Source organism: Asticcacaulis sp. P2_C5 (assembly GCF_056404555.1).
The window spans coordinates 394,674-412,574 of record NZ_JBFUDU010000002.1 but is presented as its reverse complement, the minus strand read 5'-3'; the positions used below and the strand labels follow the sequence as shown (position 1 = coordinate 412,574).

16 protein-coding genes are annotated in these 17,901 nt (G+C 61.1%); 5 read left to right on the top strand and 11 right to left on the bottom strand.

The window, feature by feature from the left end; all coding sequences use genetic code 11:
• Positions 1-50: 50 nt before the first annotated feature.
• The 5 genes from AC1DXO_RS05465 to AC1DXO_RS05445 form a co-directional block, all read right to left on the bottom strand.
• Positions 51-764, bottom strand: a complete 714-nt coding sequence (locus tag AC1DXO_RS05465; RefSeq protein WP_476977085.1) for an inner membrane-spanning protein YciB — start codon at positions 762-764, stop codon at positions 51-53.
• Positions 761-1,705, bottom strand: coding sequence for a signal recognition particle-docking protein FtsY (ftsY, locus tag AC1DXO_RS05460; RefSeq protein ID WP_476977084.1), 945 nt, complete (start codon positions 1,703-1,705; stop codon positions 761-763). Before ftsY ends, AC1DXO_RS05465 begins: the two co-directional genes overlap by 4 nt.
• The gene (mtaB, locus tag AC1DXO_RS05455; RefSeq protein ID WP_476977083.1) at positions 1,702-3,003 is read right to left on the bottom strand and encodes a tRNA (N(6)-L-threonylcarbamoyladenosine(37)-C(2))-methylthiotransferase MtaB; all 1,302 of its coding nucleotides are present in this window, start codon (positions 3,001-3,003) and stop codon (positions 1,702-1,704) included. The genes ftsY and mtaB overlap by 4 nt, the downstream gene beginning before the upstream one ends.
• Positions 3,000-3,848, bottom strand: coding sequence for a diaminopimelate epimerase (gene dapF / locus AC1DXO_RS05450; RefSeq protein ID WP_476977082.1), 849 nt, complete (start codon positions 3,846-3,848; stop codon positions 3,000-3,002). Before dapF ends, mtaB begins: the two co-directional genes overlap by 4 nt.
• 396 nt (positions 3,849-4,244) lie before the next feature.
• Entirely contained in the window at positions 4,245-6,371 is a 2,127-nt protein-coding gene (locus tag AC1DXO_RS05445) for a M3 family metallopeptidase (RefSeq protein ID WP_476977081.1), read from the bottom strand.
• Between the two features lie 176 nt (positions 6,372-6,547).
• Between AC1DXO_RS05445 and AC1DXO_RS05440 the strand changes: the two genes are divergently transcribed.
• Complete coding sequence (locus AC1DXO_RS05440) at positions 6,548-7,432, top strand: glutamate racemase (RefSeq protein ID WP_476977080.1); 885 nt, start codon at positions 6,548-6,550, stop codon at positions 7,430-7,432.
• Between the two features lie 50 nt (positions 7,433-7,482).
• Entirely contained in the window at positions 7,483-8,427 is a 945-nt protein-coding gene (locus AC1DXO_RS05435) for a TraB/GumN family protein (RefSeq protein ID WP_476977079.1), read from the top strand.
• Between the two features lie 26 nt (positions 8,428-8,453).
• Here AC1DXO_RS05435 and ahpD read toward each other — a convergent pair whose 3' ends face one another.
• On the bottom strand, positions 8,454-8,984 hold the full coding sequence (gene ahpD / locus AC1DXO_RS05430) for an alkylhydroperoxidase, AhpD family (protein WP_476977078.1): 531 nt from the start codon (positions 8,982-8,984) through the stop codon (positions 8,454-8,456).
• Positions 8,985-9,084: 100 nt separating this feature from the next.
• Positions 9,085-9,633 carry a peroxiredoxin gene (locus tag AC1DXO_RS05425; RefSeq protein ID WP_476977077.1) on the bottom strand — a complete coding sequence of 183 codons (549 nt, stop codon included), beginning with the start codon at positions 9,631-9,633 and terminating at the stop codon, positions 9,085-9,087.
• 157 nt (positions 9,634-9,790) lie between these two features.
• Between AC1DXO_RS05425 and AC1DXO_RS05420 the strand changes: the two genes are divergently transcribed.
• Positions 9,791-10,708, top strand: coding sequence for a hydrogen peroxide-inducible genes activator (locus AC1DXO_RS05420; RefSeq protein ID WP_476977076.1), 918 nt, complete (start codon positions 9,791-9,793; stop codon positions 10,706-10,708).
• On the top strand, positions 10,705-11,118 hold the full coding sequence (locus AC1DXO_RS05415; protein ID WP_476977075.1) for a hypothetical protein: 414 nt from the start codon (positions 10,705-10,707) through the stop codon (positions 11,116-11,118). The genes AC1DXO_RS05420 and AC1DXO_RS05415 overlap by 4 nt, the downstream gene beginning before the upstream one ends.
• A gap of 186 nt (positions 11,119-11,304) precedes the next feature.
• On the opposite strand, the gene AC1DXO_RS05410 is transcribed toward AC1DXO_RS05415, so the two are convergent.
• From AC1DXO_RS05410 to AC1DXO_RS05395, 4 genes are all read right to left on the bottom strand, one after another.
• The gene (locus tag AC1DXO_RS05410) at positions 11,305-13,026 is read right to left on the bottom strand and encodes a methyl-accepting chemotaxis protein (protein ID WP_476977074.1); all 1,722 of its coding nucleotides are present in this window, start codon (positions 13,024-13,026) and stop codon (positions 11,305-11,307) included.
• 119 nt (positions 13,027-13,145) lie between these two features.
• Positions 13,146-15,176 carry a TonB-dependent receptor plug domain-containing protein gene (locus tag AC1DXO_RS05405; RefSeq protein WP_476977073.1) on the bottom strand — a complete coding sequence of 677 codons (2,031 nt, stop codon included), beginning with the start codon at positions 15,174-15,176 and terminating at the stop codon, positions 13,146-13,148.
• Positions 15,177-15,204: 28 nt separating this feature from the next.
• Complete coding sequence (locus AC1DXO_RS05400) at positions 15,205-15,738, bottom strand: hypothetical protein (protein ID WP_476977072.1); 534 nt, start codon at positions 15,736-15,738, stop codon at positions 15,205-15,207.
• A 424-nt stretch (positions 15,739-16,162) separates the two neighbouring features.
• A complete protein-coding gene (locus AC1DXO_RS05395) occupies positions 16,163-16,858 on the bottom strand; it encodes a DUF4386 family protein (protein WP_476977071.1) in 696 nt (231 codons plus the stop codon).
• A 151-nt stretch (positions 16,859-17,009) separates the two neighbouring features.
• Here AC1DXO_RS05395 and AC1DXO_RS05390 point away from each other — a divergent pair, with 151 nt between their 5' ends.
• Positions 17,010-17,630, top strand: a complete 621-nt coding sequence (locus AC1DXO_RS05390; RefSeq protein WP_476977070.1) for a TetR/AcrR family transcriptional regulator — start codon at positions 17,010-17,012, stop codon at positions 17,628-17,630.
• Positions 17,631-17,901: the final 271 nt, after the last annotated feature.

Genomic DNA, 17,901 nt, shown 5'->3' with positions numbered 1-17,901 from the left:
TATGCCACGACTATATGGCAGATTTGCGACAACCTTCCGTATGCGGAGGATTACGGCGCCGCCTTGTCCTTGACCGGCAGGTTCATGTTCTTCATCAGGAATGGTGTCAGCAGAAGCGAAAAGGCCAGGGTGACAACGAACAGCGACGATTTGAACGCCACCCAGAAACCTTCCGGCTGGGTCCGCCAGATGATCTCATTGGTCACGCCGACCGCCAGGAAGAACAGGCCGTAAAAGAAGGTCAGTGTCGGCCACGCCTTTTCTTTCAGCGGCAGAGCGTCGCCCAGCAGGGCTTTCAGGGGCTGTTTCTTCAGGACCAGGCCGCCCAGCAAGGCAATGCCGAAGGCCAGGTTGAGGAAGGTCAGCTTCATCTTGATGAAGCGCGTATCGTGGGTATAGAGGGTCAGGCCGCCGAACAGCAGGGCGAACAGGCCGATGATCAGCGGCATCCACGCGACGCGCTTTTCAAAGATAAGACCCGCCAGCAGTGCCAGCGCCGATGCCGCGACCAGAACCCCCGTGGCGATCAGCAACGGCATGTTGTGGTCGGCAAATTTGTAGAGCTTGATACATGCCAGATAGGTCAGGCCGAAGGCGATCGGTGCGCCGAAATCGATGACCATCTTGACGTAATTCTGCTTGACCTCGCCGGGTGCAAAACCCGCATCGGGGTCAGCCTCAATCGCCGTCGTAATGACCGTCTCCGGTACATTGTCCGGTACGGTGTCTGGCACGTTATCCGGCGGCAGCTTGTCGTCTGTCATGCTTCGGGTTCCAGTCCCACCATGGAGCGGGCAAAATCGCGTGCCTTGAAGGCATGCAGGTCTTCGATGTCCTCGCCGACACCGATCAGCTTGATGGGCGCGTCGGAGGCCTTGGCGATCGGGATCAGGATGCCACCGCGCGCCGTCCCGTCAAGCTTGGTCATGACCAGGCCCGAGACAAAAGCCTGGCGCCCGAAGATCTGTTCCTGGCTCAGCGCATTGCGCCCAACCGTGGCATCCAATACCAGCAGGGTCTCATGTGGGGCGTCCGGATCGATACGCTTGATGACACGGACGATCTTCAGCAGTTCGTCCATAAGCGCCTGTTTGTTCTGCAAACGGCCGGCCGTATCGATCAGGACGACGTCATAGCCCTCTTCCCTGGCCTTGGTCACCGAATCGAAAGCCAGGCCCGCCGCATCGGCGCCCGTCTTGCGGCCCATGAAATCCGCCTTGGCGCGCTCGGCCCAGATCTTCAGTTGCTCGACCGCGGCCGCCCGGAAGGTATCGCCGGCGACGATCAGCACACGCGCACCCCTGGCGGTCAGGGAGGCGGCGATCTTGCCGAGCGTCGTCGTCTTGCCCGAGCCATTCACCCCGACAAACAGGACGATATAGGGCTTGGGTCCGCCCAGCGGTTCGAAAGTGCCTTCGTGATTGACCAGTTCGTCGGCCAGGGCGGAGGCCAGGGCCTCGCGTACCGCCTTCGGGTCCTTGGCCGAATTGAACCGCGCCGCCGCCATCTTGGCGGCGATGGTGGCCGAGATCTGCGGACCCAGATCGCTTTCGATCAGCAGGTCCTCCAGTTCCTCCAGCGCCGCATCGTCCAGCGCCTCCTTCTGACCGAAGACCTGCGCCACCTGTTCCGTCAGGTTCTGCGACGTCCGCGACAAACCGTCTGTCAGGCGCTGAAACCAGCCTTTTTTCGGAGTTTCACTCATGAGGCGGGCTGTAACGCGGTTTGCGGCGCAATAGCAAGGTGGCCAGAGTCATAACCCGCGACATAACCCGTGACGTGTTTACCGTCGTGACCGGTGATTTGGATGTCGCTGATGCCGCCAACCGCGGCGTCCCCGGTGAAGACGACCTCGGTAAAGTCGGCGGCGCGGGCGAAGCCGGGCTTCTCGACGACACAGCTCAGCGTCCGACCGACCTGGCGGTCGAGATGGCGCAGCAGGGCATCGGCCGCCTTGGCGCGCAGGCGGGCGGCGCGCTCCTTGATCACTGTGCGTGGCAGTTGCGGCATCTTGGCCGCCGGCGTTTGCGGACGTGGGCTGTAGGGGAAGACGTGGACGAAGGACAGGTCGCAAGCATCGACCAGCGACACGGCATTGTCGAAATGCTCTTCGGTTTCCGTCGGAAAGCCGGCGATCATATCGGCGCCGAACGCGATGTCCGGGCGGATCGTCCGTACGGTCTCGACCAGCCTGACGGCGTCGGCGCGCAGGTGGCGGCGCTTCATCCGCTTCAGGATCAAATCGTCGCCATGCTGAAGACTGAGGTGCAGATAAGGCGCCAGGCGCTCTTCCTCGGCAAAGGCGCGCAGCAGGACATCGTCGATTTCGGCGGCGTCGATCGACGACAGGCGCAGGCGCTTCAGGTCCGGCACCAGCTTGAGGATACGGGTGACCAGGTTGCCCAGTTGCGGCGTGCCGGGCAGGTCCGTGCCCCAGGACGTCAGGTCGACGCCGGTCAGGACGATCTCGTTATAGCCTTCCGCGACCAGGCGCTGGGTCTGGGCCACCACATCACCCGCGGCGGCCGAGCGCGAATTGCCGCGCCCGTAGGGGATGATGCAGAAGGTACAGCGATGGTCGCAGCCATTCTGCACCTCGACAAAGGCGCGCGCCCGGTCCTTCAGGCCGTCGATCAGGTGACCGGCCGTTTCGCGCACGCTGAACACATCATTGACCACGACGCGGGGGCTGTCGGGCGTCAGGCGATAGGCGCCGGCCTTCTGCTTGTCGGCATTGCCGATGATGAAATCGACCTCTGTCATGGCGGCGAAGGTGTCGGGGTCGGTCTGGGCGGCGCAGCCGGTGACGATCAGTCGCTTGTCCGGATTTTCCTTGCGCGCGCGACGAATGGCCTGGCGCGCCTGGCGCACCGCCTCGCCCGTCACGGCGCAGGTGTTGAAAATGATGGCGTCGCTGAGCCCGTCATCGGCGGCGGTCTTGCGGATGACCTCGCTCTCATAACTGTTCAGGCGGCAGCCGAAGGTGACGACATCAACGCTCACACCAACACTCCGGGCAGTTCACCGGCGAATTCAACCTCGACCGGGCCGGTCATGATGACATGATCGTTTTCCGCCCAGGCAATATGCAGCGGTCCGCCGTCCATGTGGACTGTCGCCGCGCGTCCTGTCAGGCCACGGCGCGATGCGGCCACCAGGGTGGCGCAGGCGCCGGTGCCGCAGGCCCGGGTAATGCCGGCGCCACGTTCCCAGACGCGCATGCGGATGTTGTCCTTGTCGAGGATCTGGGCGAACTCGACATTGACGCTTTCAGGGAACAGGGGATGGTGCTCGATCAGGCTGCCGGCGCCCTTGACGTCGACGGTTGCTATATCGTCGACAAAGAAGACGCAGTGCGGGTTGCCCATATTGACGGCGCCCGGCGTGTGATACAGCGGCGCATCATAGGGCCCGATCTTCAGTTCCAGCCTGGCGGTATTCATCTCTTCCGACAACGGAATATCGCGCCAGTCGAGACCGGGCTTGCCCATATCGACGCTGGCCGTCCCGGTCTTCGCGTCGGCGCGCAGCACCCGTGCCCGCGTCAAGCCGCCCAGGGTATCGATCTTCAGGGTCTTGTCGGCGGCGTCCTGGTTGAGATACCAGGCGACGCAGCGCAGCGCATTGCCGCAGGTTTCGACCCCACCACCGTCGCTGTTCCATACCCGCATAAAGGCGTCGCCGTCGTTCGAGCCTTCGATACTGATCAGCTGGTCGAAGCCTATGCCGGACGCGCGGTCGCTCCACGCGCGGATCTGGTCCGGTGCGGGCTTGAAATCACGGTCACGGGCATCGACGACGATAAAGTCATTGCCGAGCCCGTTCATCTTGAGAAACGGACGGCTCATAACTGGGCTATATAGAGGAAAATCCCGGTAATTGTAGGATTTTCAGTAAAAATAATACAGTCGGCATGCGCCGAACTGACTTCTCGCCCGAAGGGCATTAATTTCCGCGGCCACAAGACAAAAGGTACACCACTTCGCGCCACATGTTCAGCAGGCGCCCATTCGTGCTTTTCTGCTTTTAGTGCTTTTCGTGATCCAAAATTCCACGGTCGAAGACGTGCCGTCACTGCGTTGCGCGACCAGAAATCTCTTTCGCTTTGCCGAAGTTCTCACGTCACTGATAGTGGAATCTTGGATCACGAAAAGCACTAAAAGCAGAAAAGCACGAACGTTCGAGCGCGTTGATCAGCATGCGCTCGAACGGTAACGGCCATGATGGAATGCGCTGCGCGCGGCTCAGGCAAAGCCGCGCTGGCGCATCAGGGCATCGCGATTGACGTCACGGCCCATGAAGTTGCGGAAGGCCTCGTCCTGCGGGATGGTATCGCCGACGCTGATGATCTTGTCGAAATACTGCTGGGCCACCGGACCGAAGGGCCCGCCTTCCGACACAAACTTTTCGTGGGCATCGGCGACCAGGGCATCCGACCACAGATAGCTGTAATAGCCGGCGCTGTAGCCGTCGCCGGAGAAGATATGGGCAAACTGCGTCGGACGATGACGCATGACGATCTCCTTCGGCATACCCAGCTTGGCCAGTTCCTCCTTTTCGAACTGCGCGATATCGACATCGACATTACCCGCCAGGTGATACTTCATGTCGATCAGGGCGCAGGCCAGGTATTCGACCGTGTCAAAGCCCTGGTTGAACTTGGACGCCGCGTTCAGCTTGTCTTGCAAGGCCTGCGGCATGGACTGGCCCGTCTCATGGTGGATGGCGAACTTGGCCAGCACTTCCGGCACCGGCAGCCAGTGTTCGTTGAGCTGCGACGGGAATTCGACGAAATCGCGCGCCGTATTGGTCCCGGCCTGAGACGCATACCAGGCGTTCGACGACAGGGCATGAATCGCATGGCCGAATTCGTGGAACATGGTCGTGGCGTCATCCCACGAAATCAGGATCGGCTGCCCCGGCTGCGCCTTGATGAAGTTGCAGTTGTTGGAAACGATGCATAGGCGATCGCCACCGAACCGGGCCTGCGACTGATATTCGGTCTCCCAGGCGCCCGACGACTTGCCTTCACGGGCATAGGGGTCGTAGTACCACACGCCGACCTGCTTGCCGGCGCGCATAACCTTGTAGGTCGATACGTCGGGATGGAAGACCGGCACATCGTTGACCTGTTCGAACGAGAAGCCGTACATCTTGTTGGCGCAATAGAACATCGCCGCCTGGATATTGTCGAGCTGCAGGTACGGCTTGATCTCCGACTCGTCGAGGTCGTAACGCGCCTTGCGCACCTTTTCGGCATAGTAGCGATAGTCCCAAGGTGCGATCACTATTCCGGCGCCCTCGCCATCCGCAATCTTCTGCATGTCGGCCACTTCTTCGTGGACGCGCTGCACCGCCGGTCCCCACACAGCCTCCATCAGCGACATGGCGTTTTCCGGCGTCTTGGCCATGGCAACTTCGAGGCGCCAGTGGGCATGGGTCGGATAGCCGTACAGCAGGGCGCGCTCGGCCCGCAGCTTCAGGATCTGCGCGCCGATCTGCTTGGTGTCCCAGGCGTCGTTATTGTCGCCGCGCATGATATAGGCAGTCCAGATCTTTTCGCGCAGCGGCCGGTTGGTCGAGTAGGTCAGGAACGGTTCCATCGCCGAACGCGTGTTCTGGACGGCATATTCGCCATCACGGCCCAGGCTGGTCGCCTTGGCGGCCAGGGCGGTGACGAAGTTGTCGGGCAGGCCGGCCAGATCGTCCTTGCCGATAATGGTCGCCTGCGCCTCGTCGTGCTTGAGATTCTTCGAGAAGGTATCGAACAGGGTGGCCAGTTGCTGATTGATCTCGGCGACGCGCGCCTTTTGCTCGGCGTTCAGCTTGGCGCCTGCACGGACAAAGGACCGGTACTGCTTCCACAACAGGCGGTCCTGTTGCGGATTGAGGTTGAACTGGGCGCGGTTGTTATAGACGGTCTCAATGCGCTGGAAGAGATCGGGATTCTGCTTGATCTCATCGCCGAAGGCCGCCTGCATCGGCGACAGCTTACCCGACACAGCCTGGAAGGCTTCGTTCGACAGATTGGAATCCCACACACCATAGATCGAGCTGAACCGGTCATATTCGCGCCCGGAATATTCATAGGCTTCGCTGATCGAGGCAAAGGTCGGCGCCGACCGCTTGGTGGTGATGGCCTTGATCTCGGCGCGCTGCGCGTCCATGGCCGCCATCTGGGCGGGCTCGAAATCCTCGATCTTCACCTTGTCGAAAGGCGGTACGCCGCCATAGGGGCCGGTCCATGGCTTGATCATGTAGTCGCCTTTCACAGGGGATTGCGCAAAGACCATGGCGGGAACACTCACGGCGGCGATCGCCGTCCCGGTCATCAGGCCCAGGACTGTACGACGAGATGTGGATTCGGACATAGAAAACTCCGGCGCTCGCGAGCGCGAAAATTGTTGCCACCGTCACCACTCACCCGTTTACGGGCGGTGGCAAAAGGCGTAATTGCGGAACACTATAAGTCGCTTTCAAAGCGGCCAAATTAAGTTTTCGTAACTTTCGCAACTTTAAAAGCTTTCGTAGCAGGGAACTCAGTTTCATGGCCATCGGCGTTTTCGATTCGGGTGTCGGCGGTCTCAGTATCCATCATGCGCTCGTCAACCGCCTGCCATCCGCCGATTTCATCTATCTCGCCGACCAGAAGAACACCCCCTATGGCGACCGTCCGGGCGAAGAAATTGTCGATTTGACCCGGGCTGGCTGCGAAGCCCTGTTCGAAGCCGGTGCATCCCTGGTCGTCCTGGCTTGCAACACCGCCTCCGCCGTCGCCCTGCGCCGCCTGCAATCGACCTGGCTGGCCGGGTTCCGCAAGACCTACAAGCGTCCGGTCAATGTCCTGGGCATTATTGTGCCGACCATCGAGGCGGCGACCGGCCTGCCGTGGGAGCACGAGGCCGAGCGCCGTGGGCCGAAGATCGAGAAGCTCGACGTCATCGGCATATTTTCGACGGCGGCGACGGCGCGTTCACGCGTCTACGAGATCGAAATCGACAAGCGCCGCCAGGATCTGGCCGTCTTCACCGAAGCCTGTTCGGGCCTGGCCGACATGATCGAGCAGGGCGCCGACCGCGATACCCTGTCGGCCAAGATCAAGGGTCATGTCGAGGCCCTGAAGACGCGCATCGGTCGCTATCCCGACCGCGCTATACTGGGCTGCACCCATTATGAACTGGTCGCCGACCTGTTTCGCGAGCACCTGCCGGCCGGCACGCCGATCATCCATCAGCCGGCAGCCGTCGCCAAGGCCCTGGGCGACTATGTCGAGCGTCATACGGACTATGACGTCGGCATGTCTGGTGGACGGGTGTTTCTCACCACCGGCGCCCCGAAATCGCAATCGGCGCTGATCGAGGCCTTCTGGGGTGCGCCCCTGACCTTTTCCGCCATCGACACTCGTGACGCCGTAGCGGCCGCTGTAAAATAACTGTCACGGAGCATCTGTAAGCCTGAGCGTCCCTCCCTGTGAGACGTTTCATGATGCGTGGCTTATTCGCCCGGCTCGCTGTTGTCCTTGCCATCGGCCTTCTGGTCTGCAACCCAATAGCTGCGTCTGCCCAGGCTGAAGACTGGACCGAGGTGGTGGTCAAGGGACGCCTGCCGCCGGGCCCTGCCATGTGGCGCATTGAAAAGGGCCAGTCCCAGGTGGTCATACTGGGCACCCTCCCCGTCTTCCCGAAGCGCCAGGCCTGGAACACCAAGCGGACCGAAAATGCCTTGCACGGCGCACGCGCGCTGATCACCCCGGCCGCCAGCCAGATGGGCGCCGGCGATACCGCCAGCCTGGTGATGCGCAAGGGCTTGGCCGGCGGCAAGACCCTGAAGGCTGTTGTGCCACCGGCCCTTTACCAGCGCTACATAGCCGCTGCTGCCCGCGCCGGTGTGTCGGTAAAGGATTTCGAGCATGACAAGCCGGTCTGGGCCGGCGTGCGACTGCGTCGTGAAGTTCTGCAAAAGCGTGGACTGAGCGACGATGAACCGGTCGACACCGTCAAACGCCTGGCGCGACGCGCCGGCGTGCCGATACGGGCAGCCGGCCGCTACGACATGGGACGGATTATCAAGGACGTCAACGCAATGAGCGATAAGGCGGCACAGACCTGTCTCGGCTATACCCTGGACGACATCGACTTCGATATCGACCGGGCAGCCCGGGCGGCCACGGCGTGGGCGGTGGGTGATCTGGCAGGCGTTCGCGCCAATTATCAGGGGTCCGCCCTGGTCAAATGCCTGAACGGTTCGGGCAAGGGCGCGGCCCTGGCCGAGCGCAGTGTCAACGACACGGTAACGGCGGTAGAGACAGCGTTGAAGACACCCGGCAAGACCCTGGTGGTCGTGCCGCTGGCTGTGTTGCTACGTCAGGGTGGCGCCTTGGAACGGTTACGGGCACATGGATACACGGTGTCGTCGCCGAGTGAATAGGCCTGCGCAACTTCGATCGTACGGCTTCAGGCTTTGCTCGCCTTTTCACCGCGGATGACCGCCGAGATCGCGTTGACGGTTGCCGCGATACGCAGGGCCGCCTGAACCTGCACATTGGTGACATTGTGCGAGCGCAGGACCTTTTCGTGGCTGTCGAGGCACAGGCCGCAGCCGTTCACGGCCGATACCGCCAGCGACCACAACTCGAAATCGACCTTGTCGACGCCCGGATTGGCCAGGATGTTCATCCGCAGGCCGGCGCGCAGGGTCTCATACTCCTTGTTATGCATCAGATGCAGGGCGCGATAATAGACATTGTTCATGCCCATGATGGCGGCGGCAGCCTTAGCGGCGGTCAGGGCTTCCGGCGTCAGAGACGACGCGGCGGCTTCCAGGTTCTGCACCACTTCGGGAATGCCGACGGCGTAGGCGGTGGCGACCAGCGTGCCCCACTTTTGCTGATCGCTCAGCGTGGTTTCGTTGACCAGGGTGGACAGGTTCAGCGACAGGTCCTTGGCATAGGCCGGGATCAGGTCGCGCAGGGTGTCGATGGACATAGTCTTTTCCTTTTATGCATGAAAAAGGCGGCGCAGGTCGGGGAGGAATACCCGCGCCGCCTTCTCCAAATACTCCGCTAAACGGAGAGCTCTATTAAAGCTACAACGTAGCGCCACCCAGAGGACGGTTGCAGGCGCACAGTTCGTCGGTTTGCAGGCCATCGAGGACGCGCAGGGTTTCCTGCGGCGAGCGGCCGACATTCAGGCCATTGACGGTGACGTGCTGAACCACATTGTCCGGATCGACGATGAAGGTGGCGCGCAGGGCGACGTGGGCGTTGGTGTCGAGCACACCCAGCGAGCGGGCAAACACGCCACCATTGTCGGCGAACGACCACTGCGGCAGCTTGTTCAGGTCGGCATGGTCACGGCGCCATGCCAGCTTGCAGAACTCGTTGTCGGTCGAACCACCGAGCACAACCGCGTCACGGTCTTCGAAGTCGCGCGCCAGGGCGGCATAGGCCGAGATTTCGGTCGGGCAGACAAAGGTGAAATCCTTCGGGTAGAAGAAGATGACCTTCCACTTGCCGGGGAAGCTCGACTGGTCGAGGCCTTCAAATGCCGAGACGCCGCCTTCTTCGTGGCTGTTAAAGCCTGGCTTCACGCCGACAATCTTGAAGTCCGGGAGGGTTTCGCCAACACCGATCATAGTCATTCTCCTTGGTTTAAGTCGTTCGGCTGCTTTGCCGATGCCGCCGGTTTACGCCCCGGACGTGTAAAAATCCAATTAAATGTTTTTGAATTTAGTATAACTTGAAGTTATTGAAGGTGGGGCTATATAGAGGCGGAACTTATGGAGTCGCACCGTGCTGCCTACCCTGCGCCAGTTGCAATATCTCAAACTGCTCAACGAACACAAAAGCTTCGTCGCCGCTGCGGAAGCAGCCTTTGTTTCACAACCGGCCCTGTCGTCGGGTATCGCCGAACTGGAAAAAATCCTCGGCGCCCGCCTGGTCGACCGGTCGCGCGGCCAGGTCATTCTGACGGCCGTCGGCGAGGAAACGCTGAAGCGCTCGGAAGACATACTGGCCCGCACCGAAGACCTGGTCGAAGCCGCCCGCGGCGCCGATCGTCCCCTGACCGGGCGCTTCCGCCTGGGTGTCATTCCGACCATCGCCCCCTTCCTGCTGCCCAGGGCCCTGCTGAAACTGCGCCGGGAGTTTCCCGAGCTGAAGCTGTTCCTGCGCGAGGACCAGACAGCACGCCTGATCGCCTCTCTGAAAGCCGGCGCATTGGACGCCGCCGTCATCGCCCTGCCCTACGACCTGGCCGGCCTCGACCACGCCTTCGTGGCGCGCGATGAGATCGTCGCCGCGACGCCGTTCGATCATCCCCTGGCGCGTTTCGACCGTATCGCGCCGGAAGCCTTGAAAGGCGAGGAACTGATCCTGCTCGAGGACGGCCACTGTTTGCGCGACCACGCCATGGCGGCCTGCACCTGGACAGGGCCGACGGGCACGTCGGAAACCCTGGCGACCTACAGCCAGAATGGCGGCGGTTTTGCCGCCACCTCGCTCAACACCCTGGTCCAGATGGTCGGATCGGGCCTGGGTGTATCACTTTTACCTGCCATGGCCGTCGAATCGGGTATGATCCGCGACAGCGAGATCTGCGTGCGGCCGCTGGAATCCGACCACGCCTTTCGTGATATTGTCGTGGTGTGGCGTCAGGGATCAAGCCGCGCCGCGGAAGCCCGACTGTTGGCGGAGAAGCTGAAAACATGACCAAAATCCATGTCCTTGCCCTGCTTTTTCTAACCGTCTCCGCCTGTTCGCGCGCGCCGGAAAAGCCTGCCGAACCGGTGGCTGCTGCACCTCCGCCGGTCGTCGACACCTGGCGTGGCAAGTATGAAGGCGACCTGATCGTCAAGATCGACGCGGCGCATAAGGTCATGCTGATCGAGGCCCAGGCTGACGGCTGCACCGGCGATATCGGCCTGGCCGACGGCGGCGTGGCGACCAAGGCCTTGTCCGCCAACGAACTGGAATTTAGCCTTCAGCCCGAAGGCCTGGCCATGTGCACCATCCGCATCCAGAAGACGGGCAACAAGCTCACCGTATCGGAAAGCCCCACCTGCGCCGCCTATCACGGCGCGACCTGCAGCTTCAACGGCACGGCGATCCGGCTAAAGTAAAAGGTATAACCGCAGATTTCGCCGATTAACGCAGATTTTTCGCGGGCAGTTCTGTTCTGTAGAAGCAAACTCGGGCACCAACGGATCGCTATGCGATCGATATCCAACGGACGCCAACATCACCGATTAACACTCTGAAAAATCTGCGTTAATCGGCGAAATCTGCGGTTAAAAACCACAAACCCATTACAACGTGGCGGCTTTTTTCAGGAAGGTCTCCACCACCGTCTTCATCTGATCGGCCTGTTGCGACAGGCTGTGCGAGGCCTCGGTGACAGCGTGCGACACCTCGCCTGCCTGTTCCGCCGCCTTGTTCAACTGCTCGATCGTCGACGAAGCCTGGCCGGCGCCATCGACCGCCGAGCTCAGGCTGACAGTGATTTCGCGCGTTGCCTGGACCTGCTGGCGCACCGATTCCGAGGTGTTTTCCGAAATCCCGTGCATCTGGACGATGACCTTGGCGATATGGCCGATTTCCGTTGTCGTCCGGTCGGCAGCGTTGCGCACCTCGCCGATACGGTTGCGGATTTCTTCGGTCGCCTTGGACGTCTGATCGGCCAGGCTCTTGACCTCGTGGGCCACAACCGCAAAGCCCCTGCCCGCATCCCCGGCTCGGGCCGCTTCGATGGTCGCGTTCAGCGCCAGCAGATTGGTCTGCTTGGCGACCGACGAGATCAGATCGACAATTTCGTTGATCCGCACCACCGCACCCGACAACTGCGTCACTGCGTTCTGGGTCTGCTCGGCACGGTCAGAGGCGTCGCGCGCCACCTGGGCTGAGGCCGCCGCCTGGCGATCTACTTCCGAGATCGTGGCACCCAGCTCTTCCGAGGCCGCCGCCACCGCGCTCATCGAATCGCGCACGCTGAAGATCGAGGCCACGGCGGAATTGGCGCGGTCAGCATTGTCGGCCGAGGTCGAGGTCAGGATCGAGGCGCTCTGTTCCATATGGCTCGATGCCTTTTCGACGCCGCGGATCAGGCCGCTGAAGCTGCGGTTGAAATCGGCGATCAGCTTTTCCATCTCGGTCGCCCGTTCCAGGCGGGCCTGGGCAGCGTCTTCCTGTTCGGCATTCAATCGCCGGCTCTCCTGAGTGACGTCCTTGAAGACCTGCAGCGCTTCGACCACCTGGCCCAGCTCGTCGCGGCGGCCGAGTTGTTCCGGCTTGACCGTCATGTCGGCGGCGGCCAGACGGCGCGTCGCGTCGGCAATGGCACGGACGGAGCGCGACGTCGAACGGCCGATAATAATGCCCAGCGCACCAGCTGCTATCGCGGCAATAACGGCGATTTCGGCGATCAGCATGACTTCGTGCTGCGCTTCCTTGACGCTTTCTGCAGCCAGGGTCTTGGCGCGGGCGTCGGTGCGCGCCAGCACCTTGGCCACAATGGCGTCGGTATTATGTTCGGATTCAGCGTAGGCGCCGAGGAAGGAGATCGCGGCATTGAGATCGATTTCCAGCATCGACGATACAAACTCGATGGCGCCCTTCTGGTTGTCGATTTCCTTGCTCAGTTCCTCATAGGCCTTCTTGTCGTCGGGATCGCTCGCCGTCGTGGCGCGCGCCTTGACCTTGTCCTGCAGGACCTTCAGGTCTTCGGCGATCTTGGCCGTATTGGCGGCACTACCGATGACGGTATCACCACCTGCCCGCGCCGCCAGGGCGTTGTACAGATCGCGGGCGTGACCGCGCAGTTCTGCCCGTACATCGCCGAGGAACATGGCGTTTTCCATGACGCCGTGGACCACAGTGTCCATGCGCTTGCTCTGCGAGTTGAGCGCCAGCGTAGCCGCAATCGCCAGGGCGGCGATCAGCGCCATCGAGACCAGGGACGGGACCAGGAACTTCCAGATGAACGGCCAGTTCGACGGGCGGATCCAGCCGGATTTCATGGGCACTGCGGACATGATGTGTACTCACTACGTATTCAGATGATAACTATGGCCGCAGAGTGTTTAAGACAGGGTTTACCATGTCACCAACGGCCGGAAGCGCGGCGCAGGTTTGGCCTGCGCCGCGTGGGGGTTTACCAGGACTTGCTGAGCTTCACAAAGACCGTGCCGGGCACCTTGAGGCCCGTCGTCTGCATCTGGTGGCTTGAGGCCAGGTTTTGCCCGCTGACCGATACCGCCATGCCGTGGCCGCAGTCATAGCTGACATTGGCGGCAAGCGTGGTGTAGGCAGGAATGCGGGTCAGGGCGTAGGTCGGCGCAGCGTACAGTTCGAACGCACCCGTGGCATGGACGAAACCGTCGATCGTCCACTTGCCGCCGGACCAGCCCAGCGCCAGGTTGGCGCGATAGGCGGGCGTGGTGTGACCGTAGGCGGTCAGGCGGCCAACCGGATCGCTTCCCGCCGCCGGCTTGTCCGTGACGTCGGTGCCAGTATAGTCGGCGCTCCAGTGGAAGCCGTTGTTCAGCTTGCCCTGCAGCGAGACCTCATAGCCGGTCATGTCGGAAGCGCCGACATTGCTCCAGCTGATGGCTGGGTAGGTGGTCAGGGTCGGATTCTGGAAGAAGTCCGCACTGCTCGGTTGGCCGATCAGGTCGGTCGTCGTCTGCGAGAACAGCCGTACGCCCAGTTTAACCGCCTTGAAGCTATGGTCATAAGACACTTCGACATTGTCGACATCGGCGCCTTCGACATCCGGATTACCCATGACGGCGAGATTGAACCCCGGCATGATCGCAACCGCCATCTGCAGGCCGCCGAATTCAACCAGGGTCGGCAGCTGAATGCCGCGCGATGCGATCAGGCGCACCGTATCGTCCGGCGTCACACGCCAGACAGCGCCGATATTGTAGCTCCACTCGCCGATCTCCTTGTCCCAGTAGGCATTATCCGCCAGGGGGAAACCCGCCGGGAAACTGCCCGTGCGCTTCAGCGACAGGCGATCGTACCGGACGGCCACATCGGTACTGACCGAGTCATTCACCGCCCAGGCCCACATGGCCGACGGCGCTACGACATTGTAGCTCACCTGGCCACCGGCCACCGGGGCTGTGTCCATTTCGTTGTGGCGCGCCTCAAGCCCAACCCGGAAGGTATGATCGCCAACCTTGAACAGGTCCTGGACATTGGCCACCATGATGGTATTGGCCAGGACGAAACCGGTGCCGACAGTGCTGCGCGATTTCAGGGTGTTGCGGTAGGCCGTGGCGGTAATGATGCCCGCGGCGGTTTCGGAGGTCAGGTCGACCTTGGCCGAGGTTGTGCCGTATTTGCTGACAGACAGGTCGTAATTGGACACCATGTCGCTTTCCTGGGCTTCGGACATTGAAGTCTCGAAGCGCAGGCTGGTCTTGTCGGTCAGCGACCAGACGGCGTCGGCATTGACGCTGCTGCGCGACGGATGTTCCCGATATTCGGCTGATGTCAGGCCGCCGGAATTGTCCCATTCATCGGCCTTCGCCGCGCCGGCCGACAGGCGGACGGCGAATTTCGGTGACAGGCGCAGGGTGTGGACGACCGAGATTTCGCGGCCGTCGCGGGAACTGACGCTGACGGAATCGGCGCCGACCGTGTCGTATTTCGGGTTGTAGGTGATGATATTGACCACACCGGAAACGGCATTGAAGCCGAACAGGGCGGCATTGGGGCCTTTCACCACTTCGATCTGGCGGATTTCCGACAGCTGGACGGGAATGGTCGACCAGGCGGTGTAGCCATAGTGGTCGAGATAGACCTGTCGGCCATTGACCAGTACCAGCAGGCGTGGCGACATCGCCTGATCATAGCCACGTACGCCGACATCCGAGGACTGGCTGCCCCAGTTGAGCACATCGACGCCCGAAACGCGGCCCAGCAGGGTCGGCAGGTCGTGGGCGCCGGAACGCTTGATGTCCTCGGCCGAGATAATGGTCATGTCGACCGGCACTTCGGTGCTGCGTTGAGGCGAACCCGTGGCCGAGGTCGTGACCGGTTCACCGAACAGGCTTTCCAGCGAACCGTAGTCAATCGATTGCGCGTTGGCGGTAAAGGGCGTGGAAAAGGCGGCGATCAACGGCAGGACCGCTACGGCAGCGGCGAGGGAACGCACGCTCTTGAACTTACTCATGGTACTCATCTCCTGAAAGGCGCGCGGCCTATATTTCCTTGATCATCATTTTGAAGGCGGCCTTGAACCTGGCGCCGATGGCACCGGCGGACGCCGTATTGACCAGGATTTCAACCTTGGGGGCGGCGGCAACGCCCATGACGCAGGCGCCCGATTTGACGCAGGCCATGTCGGCGCTGATGCTGAGGATCTTCTTGCTCTTGGCCACCGCGCCGACTGCCGCGTAGTTGACGCCGCGCGTCATATAGAACACCTGGGCATCGCCGGCCGAGGCCAGGGCGCCGTCCTCGACAGGCTTGCCGACCACCGTGGCCGTCCCGACCGACATGCCGGAACCGAGTGCCGCCATGACCTCGTCTTTTTCCGCCACCGAGGCAGGTTTCGAGGCGTCAAAGACGATGGCGAAGACGACGCGGCCGGTAGGACCTCCGTCCAGGAAGGTCAGGGTACGTCCCGCGACCTGTATCTCACGGCCGCCATCGGCATGGGCGGCAGGGGCCAATAAAAAAAGCGCGCCGGTGATGGCCAGCCAGGCCCCGGTGCGCTGCGAAAACATGCTCATAGTAAACCTCACGCTACTGTACATTGATGTGTAGTAAATATATATGATTAACCAGCAATGAATGTATTGCACTATAATTTTTAATATGACTTTCGACTCACTGATGATGGCTACGGCATTCCATAGCAAACCTGGCTCTGATCCCGAAAGCTCGTTGCGTCCCGATCAAAAACCTTATAGATCAACAGACACAGGTGATTCACAGCAAAGATTATTTCAACCACCCTAGTGGCGAATGGTATGGCCAGGCCCAGGAGTGTGGCCATACCAATTCATTTAATATATTGATTTTATGAAATAAATAACTCCATTTTAGGTACTACGTAGTATTACCATTAATAATTACTTGATGTAGCCGCTAACTGGAGCAGCTTTTGCATAAGTATGGTTAATTTATCTATCCGATACTGACAAGCCTGTTGATTCAGCCTTGGTGGGCCGCAGCCTTTGCCCTGACCAGACCGACGCCGGTCGCGATCAGCCACAGGGTCAGGCCCAGATAAGCGCCGACCGACAGCATCGAAAACATCGCGTCCGAATGTCCGGTCGCCAGGGCCAGCCCGCCGCCGGCGCCCGCCAGCATAAGTGCGGTCGTCAGGCCACCCAATGCTCCGCTGACAATCTTGCGTTCGCCGAACTGCATCACCGCGACCAGGCCTGCGAACAGCGCTGTGAAGATCTGCCCCATATGCTCGCCGATTTCGACACCGGCATAGGCGTTCATCAGGTCGAACTGGGCCTGCGCCACGGCACTGTCAGCGTGTTGCGCCAGGCCCGGCACCACAAACACCCAGCGCAGCAGGCCCATGCTCTGGACCAGTCCGGCCAGAGCGCCAGCCAGAGCCGCCCCGATCGCCAGGGCCGGCGCCCTTTGCATCCGCGATGGCGTGATCGACAGCGCCATGGCCAGCGGCACAAAGGCCAGGGCCGACAAACCAAAGACGTACCAGGCCCAGATAAGCCCGTCACCGCCTTCGGCAAAGCGGCTGAGAATCTCGCCCGACGGCCGGCGCAAGATTTGCGGATAGTCGAAATGCTGGGCCAGGTAGCCGTAAGGCAGGTTGAAAACAACGGCCAAACCAATAGCCCCGATACCCGTCACCTTGCTCGAAATCGTCATGTCATCCTCCGTTATGATTAAGTCACCATGTGGTGACATGCCTCTAGCAAGATGTTTTCAGGCGCGCAACAAAATAATTCACCGGCCGGTGACTTATTTTGCTTTGCTCGTCGCCGAACACGCGCTAAATCATGATCTGTAAGGATTTTCGATGACCGATACCGCCAAACCGCCAAAGTCGCGTAACCGCGAAGCCACCCGCGCCGCCCTGCTCGAAGCTGCCCGGCTGACCCTGGCCGAACAGGGCTTCCAGGCGTTCGGGGTCAATGCCGTGGCGCGCCAGGCGGGCTGCGACAAGCAGTTGATCTATCGTTATTTCGGCGGGCTCGACGGCCTGCTCGAAGCCATGGGCGCGGATGTCGCGACCTGGCTGGGGGCGCCGCCCGCCATTGTGCCGGGCGCCACCTATGGCGACTGGGTCGCCAATCTGGCCCAGGCCTATCTCGCCGCCTTGCGCGCCAATCCCTTGTTGCAAAAGATCATCCTGTGGGAATTGTCGGCCGCGCCGCAAAGCCTGGCGCCCCTTACCCAAGCGCGCAGCCGAGCCATGATGCAGTGGATGGCGGCGGCGCGCGGCGCCCTGGTCATGCCGCCCGACGCCGGTCTGATCAATGCGGTGCTGATTGCCGCGATCCAGCAATTCGTCCTGTCCTCGACGGCGTCGGGTGCTTTTTCGGGCCTGCCGTTACGCACTGACGAGGATTGGCAGCGTGTAGAGGCCGGTCTACGCATGCTGATCACGCGATTGTATCCAACAGATCACATTGTCTGACAATTCCGCGACAAAATGTAACCGCATGTGAACATTTGATATCTTGAAATTTGCCGCATTGCAGCATAAATTAGTCTTGTTCGATGTTCACTCATCGATGCCCTTCCTGGGCGTTTCCTCCCTGTAAACTTGGCCGCGCCGTAGTGCGCGGCCTTTTTTTGCCCGGGATTCCGACGGCAGTTCAGGCAGGTTCGCGCAACGCAGTGACCGCACGTCGTTGGGTGTGGAATTTTTTCGGCACGAAAAACACGAAAAATGGAAAAGCACGAAC